The 15,363-nt window shown below is 49.8% G+C and carries 12 protein-coding genes and 3 pseudogenes; 14 read left to right on the top strand and 1 reads right to left on the bottom strand.

The annotated features are described in order from the left end of the window. The first annotated feature begins 108 nt into the window (after nt 1–108). The 3 genes and pseudogenes from P378_RS05560 (at nt 109) to P378_RS05550 (ending at nt 7,384) form a co-directional block, all read left to right on the top strand. Nucleotides 109–1,818 (top strand): proline--tRNA ligase, encoded by a 1,710-nt coding sequence (locus P378_RS05560; RefSeq protein ID WP_099082556.1) that lies wholly within the window; start codon nt 109–111, stop codon nt 1,816–1,818. A gap of 9 nt (nt 1,819–1,827) precedes the next feature. Continuing rightward, nucleotides 1,828–2,996: pseudogene (locus P378_RS21100) on the top strand (MGDG synthase family glycosyltransferase). Between the two features lie 122 nt (nt 2,997–3,118). Further along, nucleotides 3,119–7,384 (top strand): annotated as a pseudogene (locus P378_RS05550) (PolC-type DNA polymerase III). A gap of 70 nt (nt 7,385–7,454) precedes the next feature. On the opposite strand, the gene P378_RS05545 reads toward P378_RS05550, so the two are convergent. Further along, nucleotides 7,455–8,756: a hypothetical protein gene (locus P378_RS05545; protein WP_099082555.1), complete on the bottom strand. Its 1,302-nt coding sequence runs from the start codon at nt 8,754–8,756 to the stop codon at nt 7,455–7,457. A 184-nt stretch (nt 8,757–8,940) separates the two neighbouring features. On the opposite strand from P378_RS05545, the gene P378_RS05540 reads away from it, so the two are divergent. From P378_RS05540 to P378_RS21090, 11 genes and pseudogenes are all read left to right on the top strand, one after another. After that, on the top strand, nt 8,941–9,657 hold the full coding sequence (locus tag P378_RS05540; RefSeq protein ID WP_238472925.1) for a polysaccharide deacetylase family protein: 717 nt from the start codon (nt 8,941–8,943) through the stop codon (nt 9,655–9,657). Next, nucleotides 9,630–9,890: a polysaccharide deacetylase family protein gene (locus P378_RS21095; RefSeq protein ID WP_238472924.1), complete on the top strand. Its 261-nt coding sequence runs from the start codon at nt 9,630–9,632 to the stop codon at nt 9,888–9,890. The genes P378_RS05540 and P378_RS21095 overlap by 28 nt, the downstream gene beginning before the upstream one ends. A gap of 314 nt (nt 9,891–10,204) precedes the next feature. Then, complete coding sequence (locus tag P378_RS18900) at nt 10,205–10,435, top strand: hypothetical protein (RefSeq protein ID WP_143338419.1); 231 nt, start codon at nt 10,205–10,207, stop codon at nt 10,433–10,435. A gap of 383 nt (nt 10,436–10,818) precedes the next feature. Continuing rightward, the gene (locus P378_RS05535) at nt 10,819–11,853 is read left to right on the top strand and encodes a CehA/McbA family metallohydrolase domain-containing protein (RefSeq protein ID WP_099082554.1); all 1,035 of its coding nucleotides are present in this window, start codon (nt 10,819–10,821) and stop codon (nt 11,851–11,853) included. Nucleotides 11,854–11,940: 87 nt separating this feature from the next. Next, on the top strand, nt 11,941–12,246 hold the full coding sequence (locus P378_RS05530; protein ID WP_099082553.1) for a LapA family protein: 306 nt from the start codon (nt 11,941–11,943) through the stop codon (nt 12,244–12,246). Nucleotides 12,247–12,468: 222 nt separating this feature from the next. Beyond that, the gene (gene rimP / locus P378_RS05525; RefSeq protein ID WP_099082552.1) at nt 12,469–12,930 is read left to right on the top strand and encodes a ribosome maturation factor RimP; all 462 of its coding nucleotides are present in this window, start codon (nt 12,469–12,471) and stop codon (nt 12,928–12,930) included. A gap of 22 nt (nt 12,931–12,952) precedes the next feature. Then, nucleotides 12,953–14,116: a transcription termination factor NusA gene (nusA, locus tag P378_RS05520; protein ID WP_099082551.1), complete on the top strand. Its 1,164-nt coding sequence runs from the start codon at nt 12,953–12,955 to the stop codon at nt 14,114–14,116. Nucleotides 14,117–14,158: 42 nt separating this feature from the next. Further along, nucleotides 14,159–14,305, top strand: a pseudogene (gene rnpM, locus P378_RS24025) (RNase P modulator RnpM); the annotation flags it as partial. Then, nucleotides 14,278–14,394: a YlxR family protein gene (locus P378_RS24020; RefSeq protein WP_420795974.1), complete on the top strand. Its 117-nt coding sequence runs from the start codon at nt 14,278–14,280 to the stop codon at nt 14,392–14,394. The pseudogene rnpM and the gene P378_RS24020, both read left to right, overlap by 28 nt. Before the next feature lie 56 nt (nt 14,395–14,450). Next, on the top strand, nt 14,451–14,678 hold the full coding sequence (locus P378_RS05510) for a L7Ae/L30e/S12e/Gadd45 family ribosomal protein (protein ID WP_238472923.1): 228 nt from the start codon (nt 14,451–14,453) through the stop codon (nt 14,676–14,678). Between the two features lie 69 nt (nt 14,679–14,747). Next, nucleotides 14,748–15,047 (top strand): translation initiation factor IF-2 N-terminal domain-containing protein, encoded by a 300-nt coding sequence (locus P378_RS21090; RefSeq protein ID WP_238472922.1) that lies wholly within the window; start codon nt 14,748–14,750, stop codon nt 15,045–15,047. Nucleotides 15,048–15,363: the final 316 nt, after the last annotated feature.

Genomic DNA, 15,363 nt, shown 5'->3' with positions numbered 1-15,363 from the left:
AAAAGAAGTCTATACTTACAAAGAAGGTAAAAAGATACAATTCCAATAGCCAATAGCCAATGGCCAGACCCCAGAGAAATACCCAATAGCATACCAGGAGGATCTAACATGCGTGCCACTCAAATGTTAATACCTACTTTACGAGAGGTTCCGGCTGAGGCGGAAGTCGTCAGCCACCAGCTATTATTACGGGCCGGTTTTATTCGGAAAACCGCTTCCGGCATTTATACATATTTACCCTTCGCCCAGCGGGTGCTTAAGAAAATCATGCAAATTGTCAGGGAAGAGATGGACAGGCAGGGCGGGCAGGAAATGCTAATGCCCATTATCCAACCGGCTGAAATATGGCTGGAGTCAGGGCGCTGGCATGTCTATGGTCCTGAACTGTTCCGTTTGAAGGACCGGCACAATCGTGATTTTTGTTTGGCGCCCACCCACGAAGAGGTTATTACCCTGGTGGTGCGTGGTGAAGTAAAATCCTATAAGCAGCTGCCGCAGCTCTTGTATCATATTACCAACAAATACCGTGACGAGCGCCGCCCCAGGTTTGGTCTTATGCGGGGCAGGGAATTTATCATGAAGGACCTCTACTCCTTTGACCGGGATGAGGAAGGTTTGGAGATCAGCTACCGGAAAATGCATGAAGCTTACACCAATGTTTTCAGTCGCTGCGGGCTGCAGTTCCGCCCGGTGGAGGCCGATTCCGGTGCCATTGGCGGCAGCACCACCCATGAATTTATGGTGCTGGCGGAATCAGGCGAAGCGGCCATCCTGTATTGTTCTGTTTGCGATTACGCCGCCAATGTGGAAAAAGCCACAACCCTGCCGGCGGCCGGTCTTGATCCCGGCATTCAACCATTGGATCTGCAGGAAGCAAGCACCCCCGGCAAGAAATCCGCCGAGGAGGTTGCCGCCTTTTTTGGGATTGAACCCTTCCATGTGATTAAAACCATGTTGTATAAAACCGATCAAGAAGTTGTGGCGGCACTGGTGCGCGGTGACCGGGATGTCAACGAAATCAAACTGTTAAATACCCTGGGCGCGCTGACCCTTGAACTGGCTGACGAAGCCACGGTGCAGCAGGCCACCGGCACACCCGCCGGTTACGTGGGTCCGGTTGGCTTAAAGAACATCCGCATTGTGGCGGACCCCGAAGTGATGGCTCTCACCAATGCAGTGGCCGGGGCCAACAAACGGGATACTCACCTTATCAACGTCAATGCCAACCGGGACTTTAAGCCCGATCTGGTAGAAGATATCCGTATGGTCAGGGCAGGGGAGCCCTGCCCGAAATGCGGCGCCCAGCTGCAGGAAGCCCGGGGGATTGAAGTGGGTCAGATCTTCAAGCTGGGCACCAAGTACAGCAAGGTCCTGGGAGCAAACTTCCTGGATGAAAACGGCAAGGAAAAACCCATTGTCATGGGCTGCTACGGCATCGGGGTCACCCGGACCATGGCCGCGGCCATTGAGCAGAACCACGATCAAGACGGCATCATCTGGCCTGCCAGCATTGCCCCCTATCATGCAGTGGTGATTCCGGTGTCCCCCAAGGATGAAAACCAGATGAAGCTGGCTGAAACCCTGTATCAGGAACTTAACCGGGCAGGGGTGGAAAGCGTGCTGGATGACCGTCTGGAACGTCCCGGTGTTAAATTTAAGGATGCCGATTTAATCGGTTACCCGCTGAGAATTGTTGTGGGAAATAAAGCCGTTGAGGAAGGCGTAGTTGAGATCCGCCGGCGGCGTTCCGGTCAAACGGATTTGATTTCCCTATCCGAAGCAGTGGAAAAGGTACGAGAAATTTTACCCACCCTGTAGGAGTAAATTATGATTGTAAATAAAGTTCTGGTACTGTCAGTCTCGGCCGGAGACGGTCATATGAGGGCAGCGGCGGCCATCAAACAGGAGGTCCTGCAGCGAAACCCCCATGCCGCAGTGATTGTTCTTGATACCTTTCGTTATGCCAGTCCTTTCATTGAGAAGGTGGTACTGGGCACCTACATGGAAATTATCAAGATGTCTCCGGTTATCTACGGCTATCTTTACCGGCAGGCAGAGAAGGAAAAACCCATATCCGGTTTTGCCAAGAATGAATTTAACCGGATTATTAACCGGTTGGCAGCACCAAAGCTGATCTCTTTTATCGAGCAGATGCAGCCCCAGGCCATTGTCTGCACCCACCCTTTTCCCCTGGGTATCTTAACCCATTTGCGGACATGGGAAAATGTGAGGTGCCCATTATCGCTGCCATTACCGACTTTACGGTTCATCCCTTCTGGCTGTTCGATGATGTGGACTGCTATTTGGTGGCTGCGGAGTCCCTGGTGAAGGCCTTTGCGGATCATGGCATCAAATTAAGCAAAATCAAAGCCACCGGCATACCCATTGACCCGAGCTTTGCTGTTCCCAAAGACCGGGATTTGCTGCGCCGGCAATGGAACCTGAACCCCAAACTGCCCGCCATCTTGATTATGGGGGGTGGCCTGGGCATGGGGCCTCTGGGAGAAGTGGTAAAAGAATTGGCTTCCGCAGGCTTACCCTGCCAGCTGGTGGTGGTCTGCGGTCGCAATGAACAATTAAGAAATAAACTGCTTAAAATGCTGCCCGGATTGCCCGGCAGGGTAGAGGTATTGGGTTACGTCACCAACATTCAGGATCTGATGGCCGTCTGCGACTTAATGGTCGGCAAGGCCGGCGGGCTTACTTCTTCGGAAGCCATGGCAAGCGGGCTGCCCATGTTTATTACCGATCCCATTCCCGGGCAGGAGGAACGCAATGCGGAGTTCCTGGAAAGCGTGGGCGCGGCCAGGTTGGTAAGGGGTCAGAAGGATCTTCTGCAGCAAGTTAAATACTATCTTAACCAACCGTCTCTGCAAAAATCGATGACCGAAGCGGCCAGAGCCATCGGACGGCCCAAATCCGCCGCCGCCGCGGTGGATGTGATAGAAGAGCTTATCGAAAAAAATACCGGTGAATCGCTTCGTTCGATTAACTAGGGGTGTCAACTCAGGTCGGGACCCCGGGAGTTGAACCCCTTTGCCAGGATTTTTGAGGGCAACCGAAGTTGCCGCCTGGCACGCAGGGCCTGCCAGGCCAAGTTTCCTTTGGAGGGTTTACCTTGGCTGTATCGTTATTTGATGTGCTGTATAAACACAAATTCAACAACGACTTGCAAGAAATCTTCAAACATGCCCAGGTGGTTCGTGTTGTTGTCAGTGTTGCCAGAAGGCAGTGGAAATTACAGTTAAAAAATCATCGACAACTAACCAGTGAAGAAATTATTAAGCTGAAGTCGGCCCTGGCTGCCCTGACACCGGGGCCGGTTTTGTTAGAGATTGACCTGCAGTCATCCAGGATGCCCTTTGAACAGCCGGATACCGAGTTTCTCAAGGCGGAGCTGGCGCACAGGTTTCCGGTGGTCCGTGGCTGGTTAAACAATACACAGTGGCAGTGTGAGGAAGGCTGTTTAACCATTTACCTGCCGGACGAGGTGAGTCTGGAACTGTTAAAGGGCAGGGAGTGTGAATTGTTTTTACAGAACTGCATCAAGTCCAACTTTGGACTTGATTATACCGTTCATTTAGAGATAAAGCAGGAGGCGGCTGCGGAACCTTCCTGGTGTGAAATGCAAGACCAGTTGGAACGGGCACTGTGGGAAAAACTGGCGGCCGAACAAGCGCCTGCCCAAAAAGAAAATTCCGGGGCTGCATCCGGCAACTCCGGCGATGAGAATATTATCCTCGGGCGGGCCATCAAAGGGGATGCCAAACCCATCAAAGAAATTCAGGAAGAAGAACGGACCGTTGTACTACGGGGAAAAGTCTTTGATCTTGAGCTAAAGCAGCTGAAATCCGGCAGGCAAATCCTGACCTTTAATATAACAGACTACACCGACTCCATTGAGGTGAAAAAGTTTCTCGACGAGGATGACACCAAAACCCCTGAGCGGGTAAAAAACGGCCAGTGGGTGGTCATTCGGGGGCCGGTGCAGTACGATAAATTTTCCCAGGAACTGACTTTGATGGCCTATGATATCAACCTGGCTGAGACAACCGTCCGGCAAGATCAGGCGGAAGAAAAACGGGTAGAGCTTCATTTGCACACCAAGATGAGCACCATGGACAGTGTGTGCAGCGCCGCTGACATCATAAAACAAGCGGCGGCCTGGGGTCATCCGGCAGTGGCGGTCACCGACCACGGAGTTGTTCAGGCCTTCCCGGAGGCCTATGCCGCAGCCAAAAAAGCAGGCATCCATTTGATTTACGGCGTTGAAGCTACCTTATCGATGACGGCATTGCCACTGTATTGAATCTAAAAGATAACGGGTTTTTAACCGATTTAGAGTACGTTGTGCTGGATTTTGAAACCACCGGATTCTCTCCCCAGACCGATGAAATCATCGAAATCGGCGCAGTAAAGTACAGGAATGGCGAAGAAGTGGATCGTTACGGGACCCTGGTGAAGCCTGAAAAGGAGATTCCCTTTGAAGTCACCAAACTGACCGGCATTACGTCTGAGATGCTCAGAGAGGCCCCGGCAGGCCCCCAGGCTCTGGCCGCCTTGAGGGATTTTATCGGAGACACCGTGCTGGTGGCCCATAATGCTGCCTTTGACTTGGGATTCCTTAAAGTAGGTTTTCGCAAACACCTGCAGCAAGAGGTACAGAACCGGGTCATTGATACATTGGGTGTCGCCCGGGTGGCGCTGCCGCAGCTGAAAAACCACAAGCTGGATACTCTGGTCAAAGAATTTAAAATTGAACTGGCCAATCACCACCGGGCGGTGGATGATGCGGCTGCCACGGGCAAACTGTGGCAGATCCTGATGAAAAAGGTTCTGGAACAAGGGGTAAGAGATTTAGAAACCCTCGCTGAAATGGGCAGGGGCGTCCAGCAGGAAAAGCTCAGGTCCAAGCACGTGACGATTTTAGTGAAAGATGAAGTGGGGCTGAAGAATCTCTACCAGCTTATTACCTTATCCCACCTGGAATATTTTCACCGCCAGCCGCGAATTCCCAGGCGGGAGTTGATCAAACGCAGGGAAGGTCTGCTGGTGGGCTCCGCCTGCGAGGCTGGTGAACTCTACCAGGCCCTGCTGTCCGGCGCCTCCCGGGAGGAACTGGAGGCGATCGCTTCCTTTTATGACTACCTGGAAATCCAACCCCTGGGCAACAATGAATTTCTGGTGCGGTCCGGCCAGGTCAATTCACTGGAGGATTTAAAAGAACTGAACCGCAAGATCGTCAACCTGGGGGATCGGCTGGGCATTCCGGTGGTGGCAACCGGCGACGTGCACTTCCTGGACCCGGAAGATGAGGTTTACCGGCGAATTTTGATGGCGGGCAAAGGCTTTGAGGATGCCGACAACCAGGCCCCCCTTTACTTTAAAACCACCGACGAAATGCTGCAGGAATTTTCCTACCTGGGAGAGGAAACCGCGTACCGGGTGGTCATAGAAAATCCCCGGCAGATCGCTTCCCGGGTAAAGTCCTTTAAGCCCATCCCGGATACACTGCATCCCCCTATATCGAAGGGGCGGAGCAGCAAATTACCGACATGACTTTACAGAAGGCCCGGGAGTTATACGGCGACCCGCTGCCGGAAGTGGTGCAGCAAAGGGTTGACAAGGAACTGAAGTCCATCATTGGCAACGGCTTTGCGGTGCTTTACCTGATCGCTCATAAATTGGTGAAGAAATCCTTAGATGACGGCTACTTGGTGGGTTCCCGGGGTTCGGTGGGTTCTTCCCTGGTGGCAACCTTTACCAACATCACGGAAGTCAACCCGCTGCCGCCCCATTACCGGTGCCCGCAATGCCGCCACAGTGAGTTTATTACCGACGGTTCCGCCGGCTGCGGCGCGGATATGCCGGATAAAACCTGCCCCGCTGCGGGACAAACTATATGAAAGAGGGCCACGACATTCCCTTTGAGGTGTTCCTTGGCTTTGACGGGGACAAGGTGCCTGATATTGATTTGAACTTCTCCGGGGAATACCAGCCCCGGGCCCATAAATACACCGAAGAGCTGTTTGGCAAAGAATTCGTGTTTCGGGCCGGCACCATTGGCACCATTGCGGAAAAAACAGCCTTTGGTTTCGTGAAAAACTATTTTGAGGAAAGAAACATCAAGAAGCGAAATGCCGAGCTGAAAAGGCTGGTTTTGGGCTGTGCCGGTGTGAAAAGGACCACTGGTCAGCACCCCGGGGGACTGATGGTGGTGCCCAACAATCTGGATGTGCACATGTTTACACCGGTGCAGCGACCGGCCGACGATGTAAAATCCGATACCACCACCACCCATTTTGATTACCACTCCATTCACGACAGTTTGGTGAAACTGGATATTCTGGGTCACGACGACCCGACGGTCATCCGCATGCTGGAGGATTTAACGGGGATCAATGCCCGGGAAATTCCCCTGGATGACCAGAAAACCATGAGCCTGTTTTCCTCCACCGAAGCCCTGGGGGTAACGCCGGAAGAGATCAGGTCCCCGGTTGGGACCTATGCCATTCCTGAATTTGGCACCAAATTTGTGCGCCAGATGCTGGTGGATACCAAGCCCAAGACTTTTTCGGAACTGGTCCGTATTTCAGGCTTTTCCCACGGCACCGATGTTTGGCTGAACAACGCCCAGGACTTAATCAGGGCCGGCACCTGCAAACTGTCCGAGGCCATCTCGGCCCGGGACGATATCATGGTTTACTTGATTTATAAAGGACTGCAGCCCAAACAGGCCTTTAAAATTATGGAGGGTGTGCGCAAAGGAAAGGGCGTCAAGGAAGAGGATGCCGAGATCATGCGGGCCCACAAGGTACCGGAATGGTATATCGAGTCCTGCCGCAGGATTAAATACATGTTCCCCAAGGCCCACGCCACGGCCTATGTGATGATGGCATTCCGCATCGCCTGGTTTAAGGTTTTCCGTCCCGAGGCCTTCTACGCCGCTTACTTCACAGTGCGGGCCGATGATTTTGATGCGGAGCTCATGGTGCAGGGCCCCAAGAAAATCCGGCAGGTGATTGAAGAGATCGAAGAGAAGGGAAACGGTGCCTCCCAGAAAGAAAAGAACATGCTCACCATTTTAGAAGTAGCCCTGGAGGCCAACTGCCGGGGGATCAAACTGCTGCCCGTGCATTTGGAAAAATCCGACGCCGCCAAATTTATCATTACCCCCGAAGGCTTGCTTTCCCCCTTTGGGGGACTGCAGGGAGTAGGCGCAGCCGCAGCCCAAAACATCGTGGCCGCCAGGGAGGAAGCCCCCTTTACTTCTATCGATGATCTGCGGAACCGGGCTAAAATCTCGAAAACCGTCATTGAGGTGTTACAAAACCACGGCTGCCTGGCGAATCTGCAGGCTTCCGATCAAATGGCTCTGTTTTAATCACCATTGAATGAATAGAAAAAGGACCCTGCTGTTTTTTTAACTGCAGGGTCTCTTTTTGTATCCTACACTAATGGCAAATTAGCATAAATCCCTGGGGAAGCGTGTTTATAAGTAGGGCCAGGTCCTCTTCCTTGAGGTAAATGCAGCTGTAGGTTTTCGGGAGGCCCAGTGCCTGGTGATTATCGGACATGTTATCAGGTACGCTGTGCAGCAGGATATCGGCATTGAGCCGCATCCAGCCGGGTGTTGTTTTACTGGTGCCTGTTTGACGGCTTTGTTCATAGAGGGTTCCTATAGGAAGTTGATTGGACTTTAAAGCGATCTCCATCTTTTTAACGGTTTTATTTCCTTCCAACAACCACAGGGCGGGAGAGTTATCCAATTTTAATTCCAGCCATTTGCTGTTCCCCAGGTTGGTGGTTGTAAAGGAATACTCATAGTCCAGGGTTTCATTACTGGTGGAAATAAGATGTACCTTCACTTTGTAGGTCTTTCCGGGCATTAGCACCCGGTGGGAAATAAATCTGATCTGGTTGTTTTTAATCTCGCCCCGGCCGGGTAACCCATTAATTGAAAGAGTACCGGACTTTAGCTGTTGATTGGCCTCGATCAGGATGTCCCGGGTCAACCATACACTGTCCGAACCGGGTTTGGGAAAAACCTGCTGGATTAAGAACTCCGGTGTGGTCTTAAAATTTGCCTTTACGGATTCCTCCAGCACAGTGCCGCTTTCGCCGGGCAGGCCTTTTTTAATCTCTATAGAATACCGGTGCAGGTTTCTTAACTTTTTGCCGGGCCAGTACAGCCAGCGGCTGTAATCAAAGATAGAACCTTTTCCCTCTATATGGGCCTTAACAGGCTCCAATTTCCCCGGTACTGGCCCCTTTACATAATTATGTATTTCCCGGGGGCTGACATTGGTGTTAAACTGTAATATAACCGGTCCCCGGGAGGGGACGGTGTCGCTGGCTTCGATCCCTACAAATCTTAGTTTTACCTGGGATTGAAATTCTCCGGAGGCCCAAACGTAAAAGGGCCAAATCATGGCCGGGGCAGACTTAAATTTGTAATGGTATCGCTGTCCCCGGGGATAGCTTTTTTCGGGGATCTTAACCTGCAGGGTACTGGCGGTGATCCAATTGTAGGTAAAGGGGACCTGCAGGCCGTTGTCCACCCGTTCTACAACAAGGTCCCGGGCAGCCAAAGGTTTCATAGGCGCCAGAAATTTAAAAGTAACGATCACTTCCCCTTCAGCACTGTCCTCGATACGCTGGGTGACAAAAAATCCGATGGCGATCCAGAGGGCCAGTGTAACGAAGAAAATGACTGCGTATTGAATAATACGGGTCCGACTGATTTGGACAATCATGAAAACGTTCCTCCAACCGTTTAAGTTTTGTCCACCACTTGCGAGGAGCCTGATTCGTTAGAAATCACCGATAACGTTACGAATTGTTTCGTAAGTTATATATTTCCAATGATGGTCGAATATGACTATATTCCGAAAGAAAGGAAATAATAGAAGCAGGCAAAACTTTGGGAGGTTTATCCATATGAAAAAAGGCAAGATGGCCGCTGCTATCATTTTATCTGCCGCTTTGACCCTCGGCACCGGGGCCCTGATGTACAGTAAAAATACTCAGGAACAGGCGGCCCGACTGCCGTCCGTTACCACAGAGTCCATGCCATCACCGGCAGTACCGCCGGCAACCCAGGAGAAAGTGGGCAAACAGGGGGCAGAAAAGGTAGAGAATAATTCTCCGGCCAAAGAGCAGACCCAAACCAATTCCCACAACCAGGCCGGTTCCGGTGCACAGACCTCTGCCAACGAAAAAATGGGCTGGTATTACAAACCCAACAAGCAGCATAAACTGCCCGAGGTAAACCCCAGGGGAAGGGCTTTGTTGGAAAAGTATAACGGCATTTATCACGGGGATACCAGTGGTAAGAATATCTACCTCACCTTTGATGAGGGGTATGAAAACGGATATACGCCAAAAATTCTGGATGCCTTAAAGGAAACCAATGTCAAGGCCGCTTTCTTCATTACCGGAGATTACCTGCGCAGGCACCCGGATCTGGTAAAACGCATGGTCAATGAAGGGCATATTGTGGGGAACCACACCTATAATCATCCCAGCTTACCCCAGGTAAGTGACGCTACGGTGCAAAAAGAAATTGAGTCCCTCAGTGAGGGCTTCGAGAAATTAACCGGGGCTAAAATGAAGTACCTGCGCCCCCCATGGGAGAATACAGCGAACGGACCTTAAAATTAACCCATGAGATGGGCTATCGCAATGTTTTTTGGAGTGTGGCCCTGGTGGACTGGCGCCCGGATGCCGGCAGCCCGGAGCAAAATAAGAATACCGTCATGGAGCGGTTGCATAACGGGGCGGTGGTTCTGTTGCACGCCGTTAACAAGGCCAATGCGGATATGCTGGGGGATTTGATAAAAGAGTGCAAAGAGAAGGGGTACCAGTTTAGGAGTCTGGATGAAATTTAGGTGCATATCTTTGGTAACATCTTTACAAAATAAGAAACTTACAATTTTCATTTCCATAAAAAGGTATCAAATAAACTATCCACTATAAAGTATAATATTGCTATCATTCCGGCCATAGTGAATAGCTTCCTCCGTGATAAATTTACTTTATGGTAATATTTATAGAAAATGTATAGTGCAATTATCGAAAGTGCTGTAAATACAGAGGTATCGTAAAGACGTTCTAACATTATCGATTTCCGCCCCTAAAATAATTATATGTTCCTTTTACAACCGCTTTGGTGTATCCAGTTACAGCACCAGATGCAAAACCAATGGAATACCCGACAGCAGCCCCAGCAGCAGCCCCTTTAAACCCCTTTGAAACAGTTGCTGCTCCCCCTAAAACACTTCCAACAGCTGCACCTGTTATTGCATTTTTTGAAGCCTCTTTAAGAGCTTGTTCTTTTGCACTCTTTAATATTGATGATCCATTACCGACCTGTTTAGAAATCTCCCTATTTAATGTAGTACTCTTATTTTTGACGCCTTTCGATCATTTTTAAGTCTCCAAATCCCGGTCTATATACTGATGAAGCCATTAGAAAAAACCTCCTTAAAAAATTTATTTATTTTATTGTAAAAGCTTAAAGTTATTCTCTAAGAAAATGTATATTTTTTTATAAAGTATTATTATGGTTCTTTCCCTAATAACCATAATTCTCGATCTTTACGTTACAGTTATTAAGTTTAAGAACTAAGTGTTTTTTCTTTATACTACTTTTTTAAAAAATTACAACAATTATTTATATATAAATAATGACAAACTTCGACACTGTTGTTGGGAGTAAATTTGTATATTTTCAAGATATTACCTTTATACTTTTTCGCAAAATTCCTGTAAAATAATTGTGTTTCCTAACATAACTGACTGATTGAGGTATGTCCCATGCTCTACAACTATTCCGGCGTTGTGCATATTCATACAAAATACTCCGACGGGTCGGCGGATTTAAAGGGCATTGCCAGGGCAGCCTATAAAACCGGCGCCAATTTTGTTTTAATCAACGACCATGATACCCTCAAGGGCCTGTACCTTGAAGGGGAATGCTACATGCACGGCGTTCTGTTGCTGGTGGGGTCGGAGGTGACCCCCAGGCGCAACCATTTTTTATGTTACGATATTGACACGGTGCCCAGCAGAGACTTAAAGCCGGAACAATACGTAAGGGAAGTGTACCGGCAGGGAGGTTTTGGTTTCCTGGCCCATCCCGACCAAAAGGAAAATCCCCTGTTTCCCGGCCGGATGCACTGGGAAAACTGGGATTTGGACATGCCCTTCGGGGTGGAGATATGGAACTTCTTTTCTCAGTGGATGGGAAGTTTTAAGACCGTAAAGGGACTCTTAAAGAGCATTTTCTTTCCCAAGGCCCTGCTGAAGCCTCCTCATCCGGAAACCCTGCTGCGGTGGGACCGGTTGGGAAGTGTGAGGCCGGTCCCCGCCATCGCCGGCGTGGACGCCCACGGTGGCAGGCAGTTTAACTGGCTGCCCACCATTGTCAGCAGTTATATACACCAGTTTAAGACCCTGCGCACCCATGTGCTGACCAGGGAACCCCTACAGGGGGATCTGCAAAGGGACCGGCGAATGATTTTATCTGCTATCAAAAAGGGGCGCAGCTACCTGGTGAACCACTTTGCCGGTAAAGTGGAACAATTTTCTTTTTACCTGCAGGATCAAGAACGCTGCTGGCATATGGGAGAGGAAGCCCAACACTGCCCGGGCATGATTTTTAAAATTGAATTGCCTGAGAAAGCCCATGTCAGGATCATCAAAGACGGCAGGCTGTTTTCCCAGAGCACCACCCGCTCCTTGAGACTGCCCAACCCGGGACCCGGCGTTTACAGAGTGGAGGTATATAAAGGTAAATTCTGGCCCCGTCCATGGATTTTCTCCAATCATATTTATTTAAGGGCTTCGTAATGCCAGGGATAAGGAAAAATCCCTGGCATTGTTTTTTGAAGGGATTTGCTGTTTGTTATCGAATTAAACAACCGGAGGTGTTGGAAAATGCAGGTTTATTTTGTCCTAGCCACCCTGTTGTCCCTGGCCGTTGCCGCATTCGCTATACAAAATTCCGAGTTGGTGACCATTCGCTTTTTATTCTGGCAGCTTCCCAGCGTTCCCCAGGTGATGGTCATTTTAGGGGCAGCCCTGGGGGGAATGATTATTGCCTTCTTCTTTGGTTTTTCCCGCCGCTATCAATTATCCAGGCAGTTGAATGAGCTAAAGGAATATGCCCGGCTGTTGGAGCAGGAATTAGTCAAATATAAACCCGGGTGCGACGGAAAGGAGAAAAACAATCAACCATCATAAGGTTTTTCATATTTCCCGTGCATAGATTTAATAGGAAAGAGATACGATAGTACTAAAGATTAGCACTAGAAACCAGAGGCCTTGTCAAGAAATGGTTTCTATGGTATACTTATTATGCTTTTTGATTGTTATTGTGGTTTTCAACCTTTTTTGCTAGGAGAGGAGTGGGTCATTCCCACTCTTTCGTATTACATTGGGCAGAAACGGTAAGGAGGATGTTCTTTGGCTAAAAATACAGTCGTAGAAAAAGTAACAGCTGCCATCAAACCCGCCATTGAAGAAGAAAATTTAGAACTGGTTGACGTTGAGTATGTCAAAGAAGGCGGTAACTGGTACCTGAGGGTCTTCATTGATAAGCTTGGGGGTGTAGATCTGGATGATTGCCAGGCTGTGTCGGAAAAGATTGACACAATCCTGGATGATTTGGATCCGGTTCCCCAGGCCTATTTTTTAGAGGTATCCTCACCGGGACTGGAACGGCCGTTGAAAAAACCCGAAGATTTCCACCGGTTTAAAGGCCAGCTGGTTCATATTACCACCTTTGCCCCGGTTGACGGGTCCAAATCCTTTACCGGCAAATTGCTGGATTACACTGATGAAGGGATTCAACTGGATGTGAAAGGGAAGCAGGTACTTTTACCCCATAAGCAGGTTGCAGCATCACGCCTGGCAGTGGAATTTTGATTTTTAACGGGAGGAGCAAAAAGTGAATAGTGAGTTTTTAGAAGCTTTAAGGGACCTTGAAAAAGAGAAAGGTATTGCCGTGGATGTACTTCTGGAAGCCATTGAAGCAGCGCTGTTGTCGGCTTACAAGCGGAACTTCGGCTCTCTGCAAAACGCCAGGGTGCATATCGACAGGGATACCGGCGATTATAAAGTATATTCCCAGCGTACGGTGGTGGAAGAGGTAGAAGACGACCGGGTAGAAATCTCCCTGGAGGAGGCAAGAAAAATTGATCCCCGGTTCAACCTGGGAGATGTAGTGGAAAACGAGGTTACACCACGGAATTTTGGACGGATTGCAGCCCAAACTGCCAAACAGGTGGTGGTCCAGCGCATCCGTGAAGCGGAAAGAAACATTATCTTTGAAGAATTTTCCAACCGGGAAGGCGATATTCTTACCGGCATCGTCCAGCGCATTGAAAACAAAAATGTATTCATTGAACTGGGTAAAACCGAGGCCATTTTAACACCCTCCGAGCAAATGCCCAATGAAGACTACCGTCAGGGTGACCGGTTAAAAACTTATATCGTTGAGGTGCGCAAAACCACCAAGGGTCCGCAAATTCTGGTTTCCCGCACGCACCCGGGACTGCTGAAACGCCTGTTTGAAATGGAAGTTCCGGAACTGCAGGACGGCGTGGTTGAATTGAAATCCATTGCCCGGGAAGCGGGCTACCGCTCGAAGATCGCAGTCTATTCAAAGGATGAAAATGTTGACCCGGTGGGCGCCTGCGTGGGACCCAAGGGAATGCGTGTGCAAAACATTGTCAATGAGTTGAACGGGGAAAAAATTGATATTGTGAAGTGGAATCAGGATCCCTCCAAATATGTAGCCTCCTCCCTCAGCCCGGCCAAGGTTGTGGCCGTTGAAGTTTGGGAGGATGAGAAGGTGGCAAGGGTGATTGTACCCGATTACCAGCTTTCCCTGGCCATCGGCAAAGAGGGGCAAAATGCCCGTTTAGCCGCCAAACTGACCGGCTGGAAGATTGATATCAAGAGTGAGTCCCAGATGGCTGAACTTTATCCTGAATATGATACGATAGAAGATGTGCCGGAAGACCCGGCGGGTTATTCATCGGAAGCGTACTTGGAAAAATACGATGAATACCCTGCGGAAGATGCTGCAGTCGATAAGGACGAGAAGTAAGGAGGTTTTGCAGTGCCCAAGGTCAAAAAAGTTCCGCTCAGGATGTGTATCGGTTGTCAGGAAATGAAGCCCAAGCGTGAACTGACACGGGTGGTGCGAACCCCCCAGGAAACGGTTGAAATTGACCCCACCGGTAAAAAGTCCGGCCGGGGAGCCTATATTTGTCCCAACCTGACTGCCTGCAAAAGGCCGTTAAAGGGAAAAGATTGGAACGGTCGTTGGAATGTCCCATCTCACCGGAAATTATTGAAACTCTTAAGCAGGGAATGGTGAAATAGGAGTGCATGGGCCAATTTTTCATCTATTGGGTTTGAGCCAGCGGGCTGGCAAGGCCGTGTCGGGTGATTTTGCTGTACGGGAAAATATTGCCAGGGGCAAAGTAAAGATGCTGATCATTGCCACCAATACTTCCGAGAGAATTAAACAGGACTTTGTTCGCATGGGCCAGTCAAAGAACATCCCTACGGTATTGGCCTTTACAAAGGAAGAATTGGGGTCCGCACTGGGTAAATCCCCCGTGCCGCAGTGGCGATTTTGGATGCAAACTTTGCTCAGGGGATAGGACGCCTGCTGGAGAAGGGAGAGGGATAAAAGATTTGGTTGCGTTTGTTGAAATTATGGAGGTGAATATATGGCAAAAAAACGGGTCCATGAACTGGCTAAAGAGCTTAACATAGAAAATAAGGATCTTATCAATAAACTGGTTGAAATGGGAATATCCGTAAAATCGCACATGAGTGCTTTAGAAGATAATGATATCCAAAAGGTCGTCATGGAATACGGGAAAAAGAAAAATCCCGTCCGAGAAAATAAAACGGAGCCGATGACCAAACAAAATCCGAATGAACGGGGTAGGGGGCAAGGAATGGAAGGCAAAAAGGAAAGAGATCAATTATTCAGACCCGACAATGCCAAGGTCCGGGACTGGTAGACAGGGTTCCCAACCGCCCACCCGATCGAAGATATGAAGACAAACCAAAGGCACCCCTGCGTCCGCCTCAGGATACACGGGGAGCGAAACCGGCAGCCAACAGGGACGCTGCCAAAACAGAAGTAAAGGAAGCCGGACAGCGGCCCCAGAGACCGCAGGGAGGCGGCAGGCCTCCCCAGGGCGAGCGACCCTATCAAGGTCAACAGGGGAGACCCGACCAGCGTGATCGTACCAACCAGCCCCAGGGAGACCGTCCTGCCGGCGGTGGCAGACCGCCTTATGGCGACCGCACCGGTGGTGGCAGACCGCCCCAGGG

The sequence above is a fragment of the Desulforamulus profundi genome, assembly GCF_002607855.1.
Note: the sequence above shows the minus strand (reverse complement) of the source record. Positions and strands in the feature narration are given on the sequence as shown.

Excerpts from the sequence above, each read along its gene's own strand:
- P378_RS05560 (WP_099082556.1), top strand. The coding sequence starts at position 109 with ATGCGTGCCACTCAAATGTTAATACCTACTTTACGAGAGGTTCCGGCT.
- P378_RS05535 (WP_099082554.1), top strand. The coding sequence starts at position 10,819 with ATGCTCTACAACTATTCCGGCGTTGTGCATATTCATACAAAATACTCC.
- P378_RS21095 (WP_238472924.1), top strand. The coding sequence starts at position 9,630 with ATGGGAGAATACAGCGAACGGACCTTAAAATTAACCCATGAGATGGGC.
- P378_RS05545 (WP_099082555.1), bottom strand. The coding sequence starts at position 8,756 with ATGATTGTCCAAATCAGTCGGACCCGTATTATTCAATACGCAGTCATT.
- P378_RS05540 (WP_238472925.1), top strand. The coding sequence starts at position 8,941 with ATGAAAAAAGGCAAGATGGCCGCTGCTATCATTTTATCTGCCGCTTTG.
- P378_RS21090 (WP_238472922.1), top strand. The coding sequence starts at position 14,748 with ATGGCAAAAAAACGGGTCCATGAACTGGCTAAAGAGCTTAACATAGAA.
- P378_RS05530 (WP_099082553.1), top strand. The coding sequence starts at position 11,941 with ATGCAGGTTTATTTTGTCCTAGCCACCCTGTTGTCCCTGGCCGTTGCC.
- P378_RS18900 (WP_143338419.1), top strand. The coding sequence starts at position 10,205 with ATGGAATACCCGACAGCAGCCCCAGCAGCAGCCCCTTTAAACCCCTTT.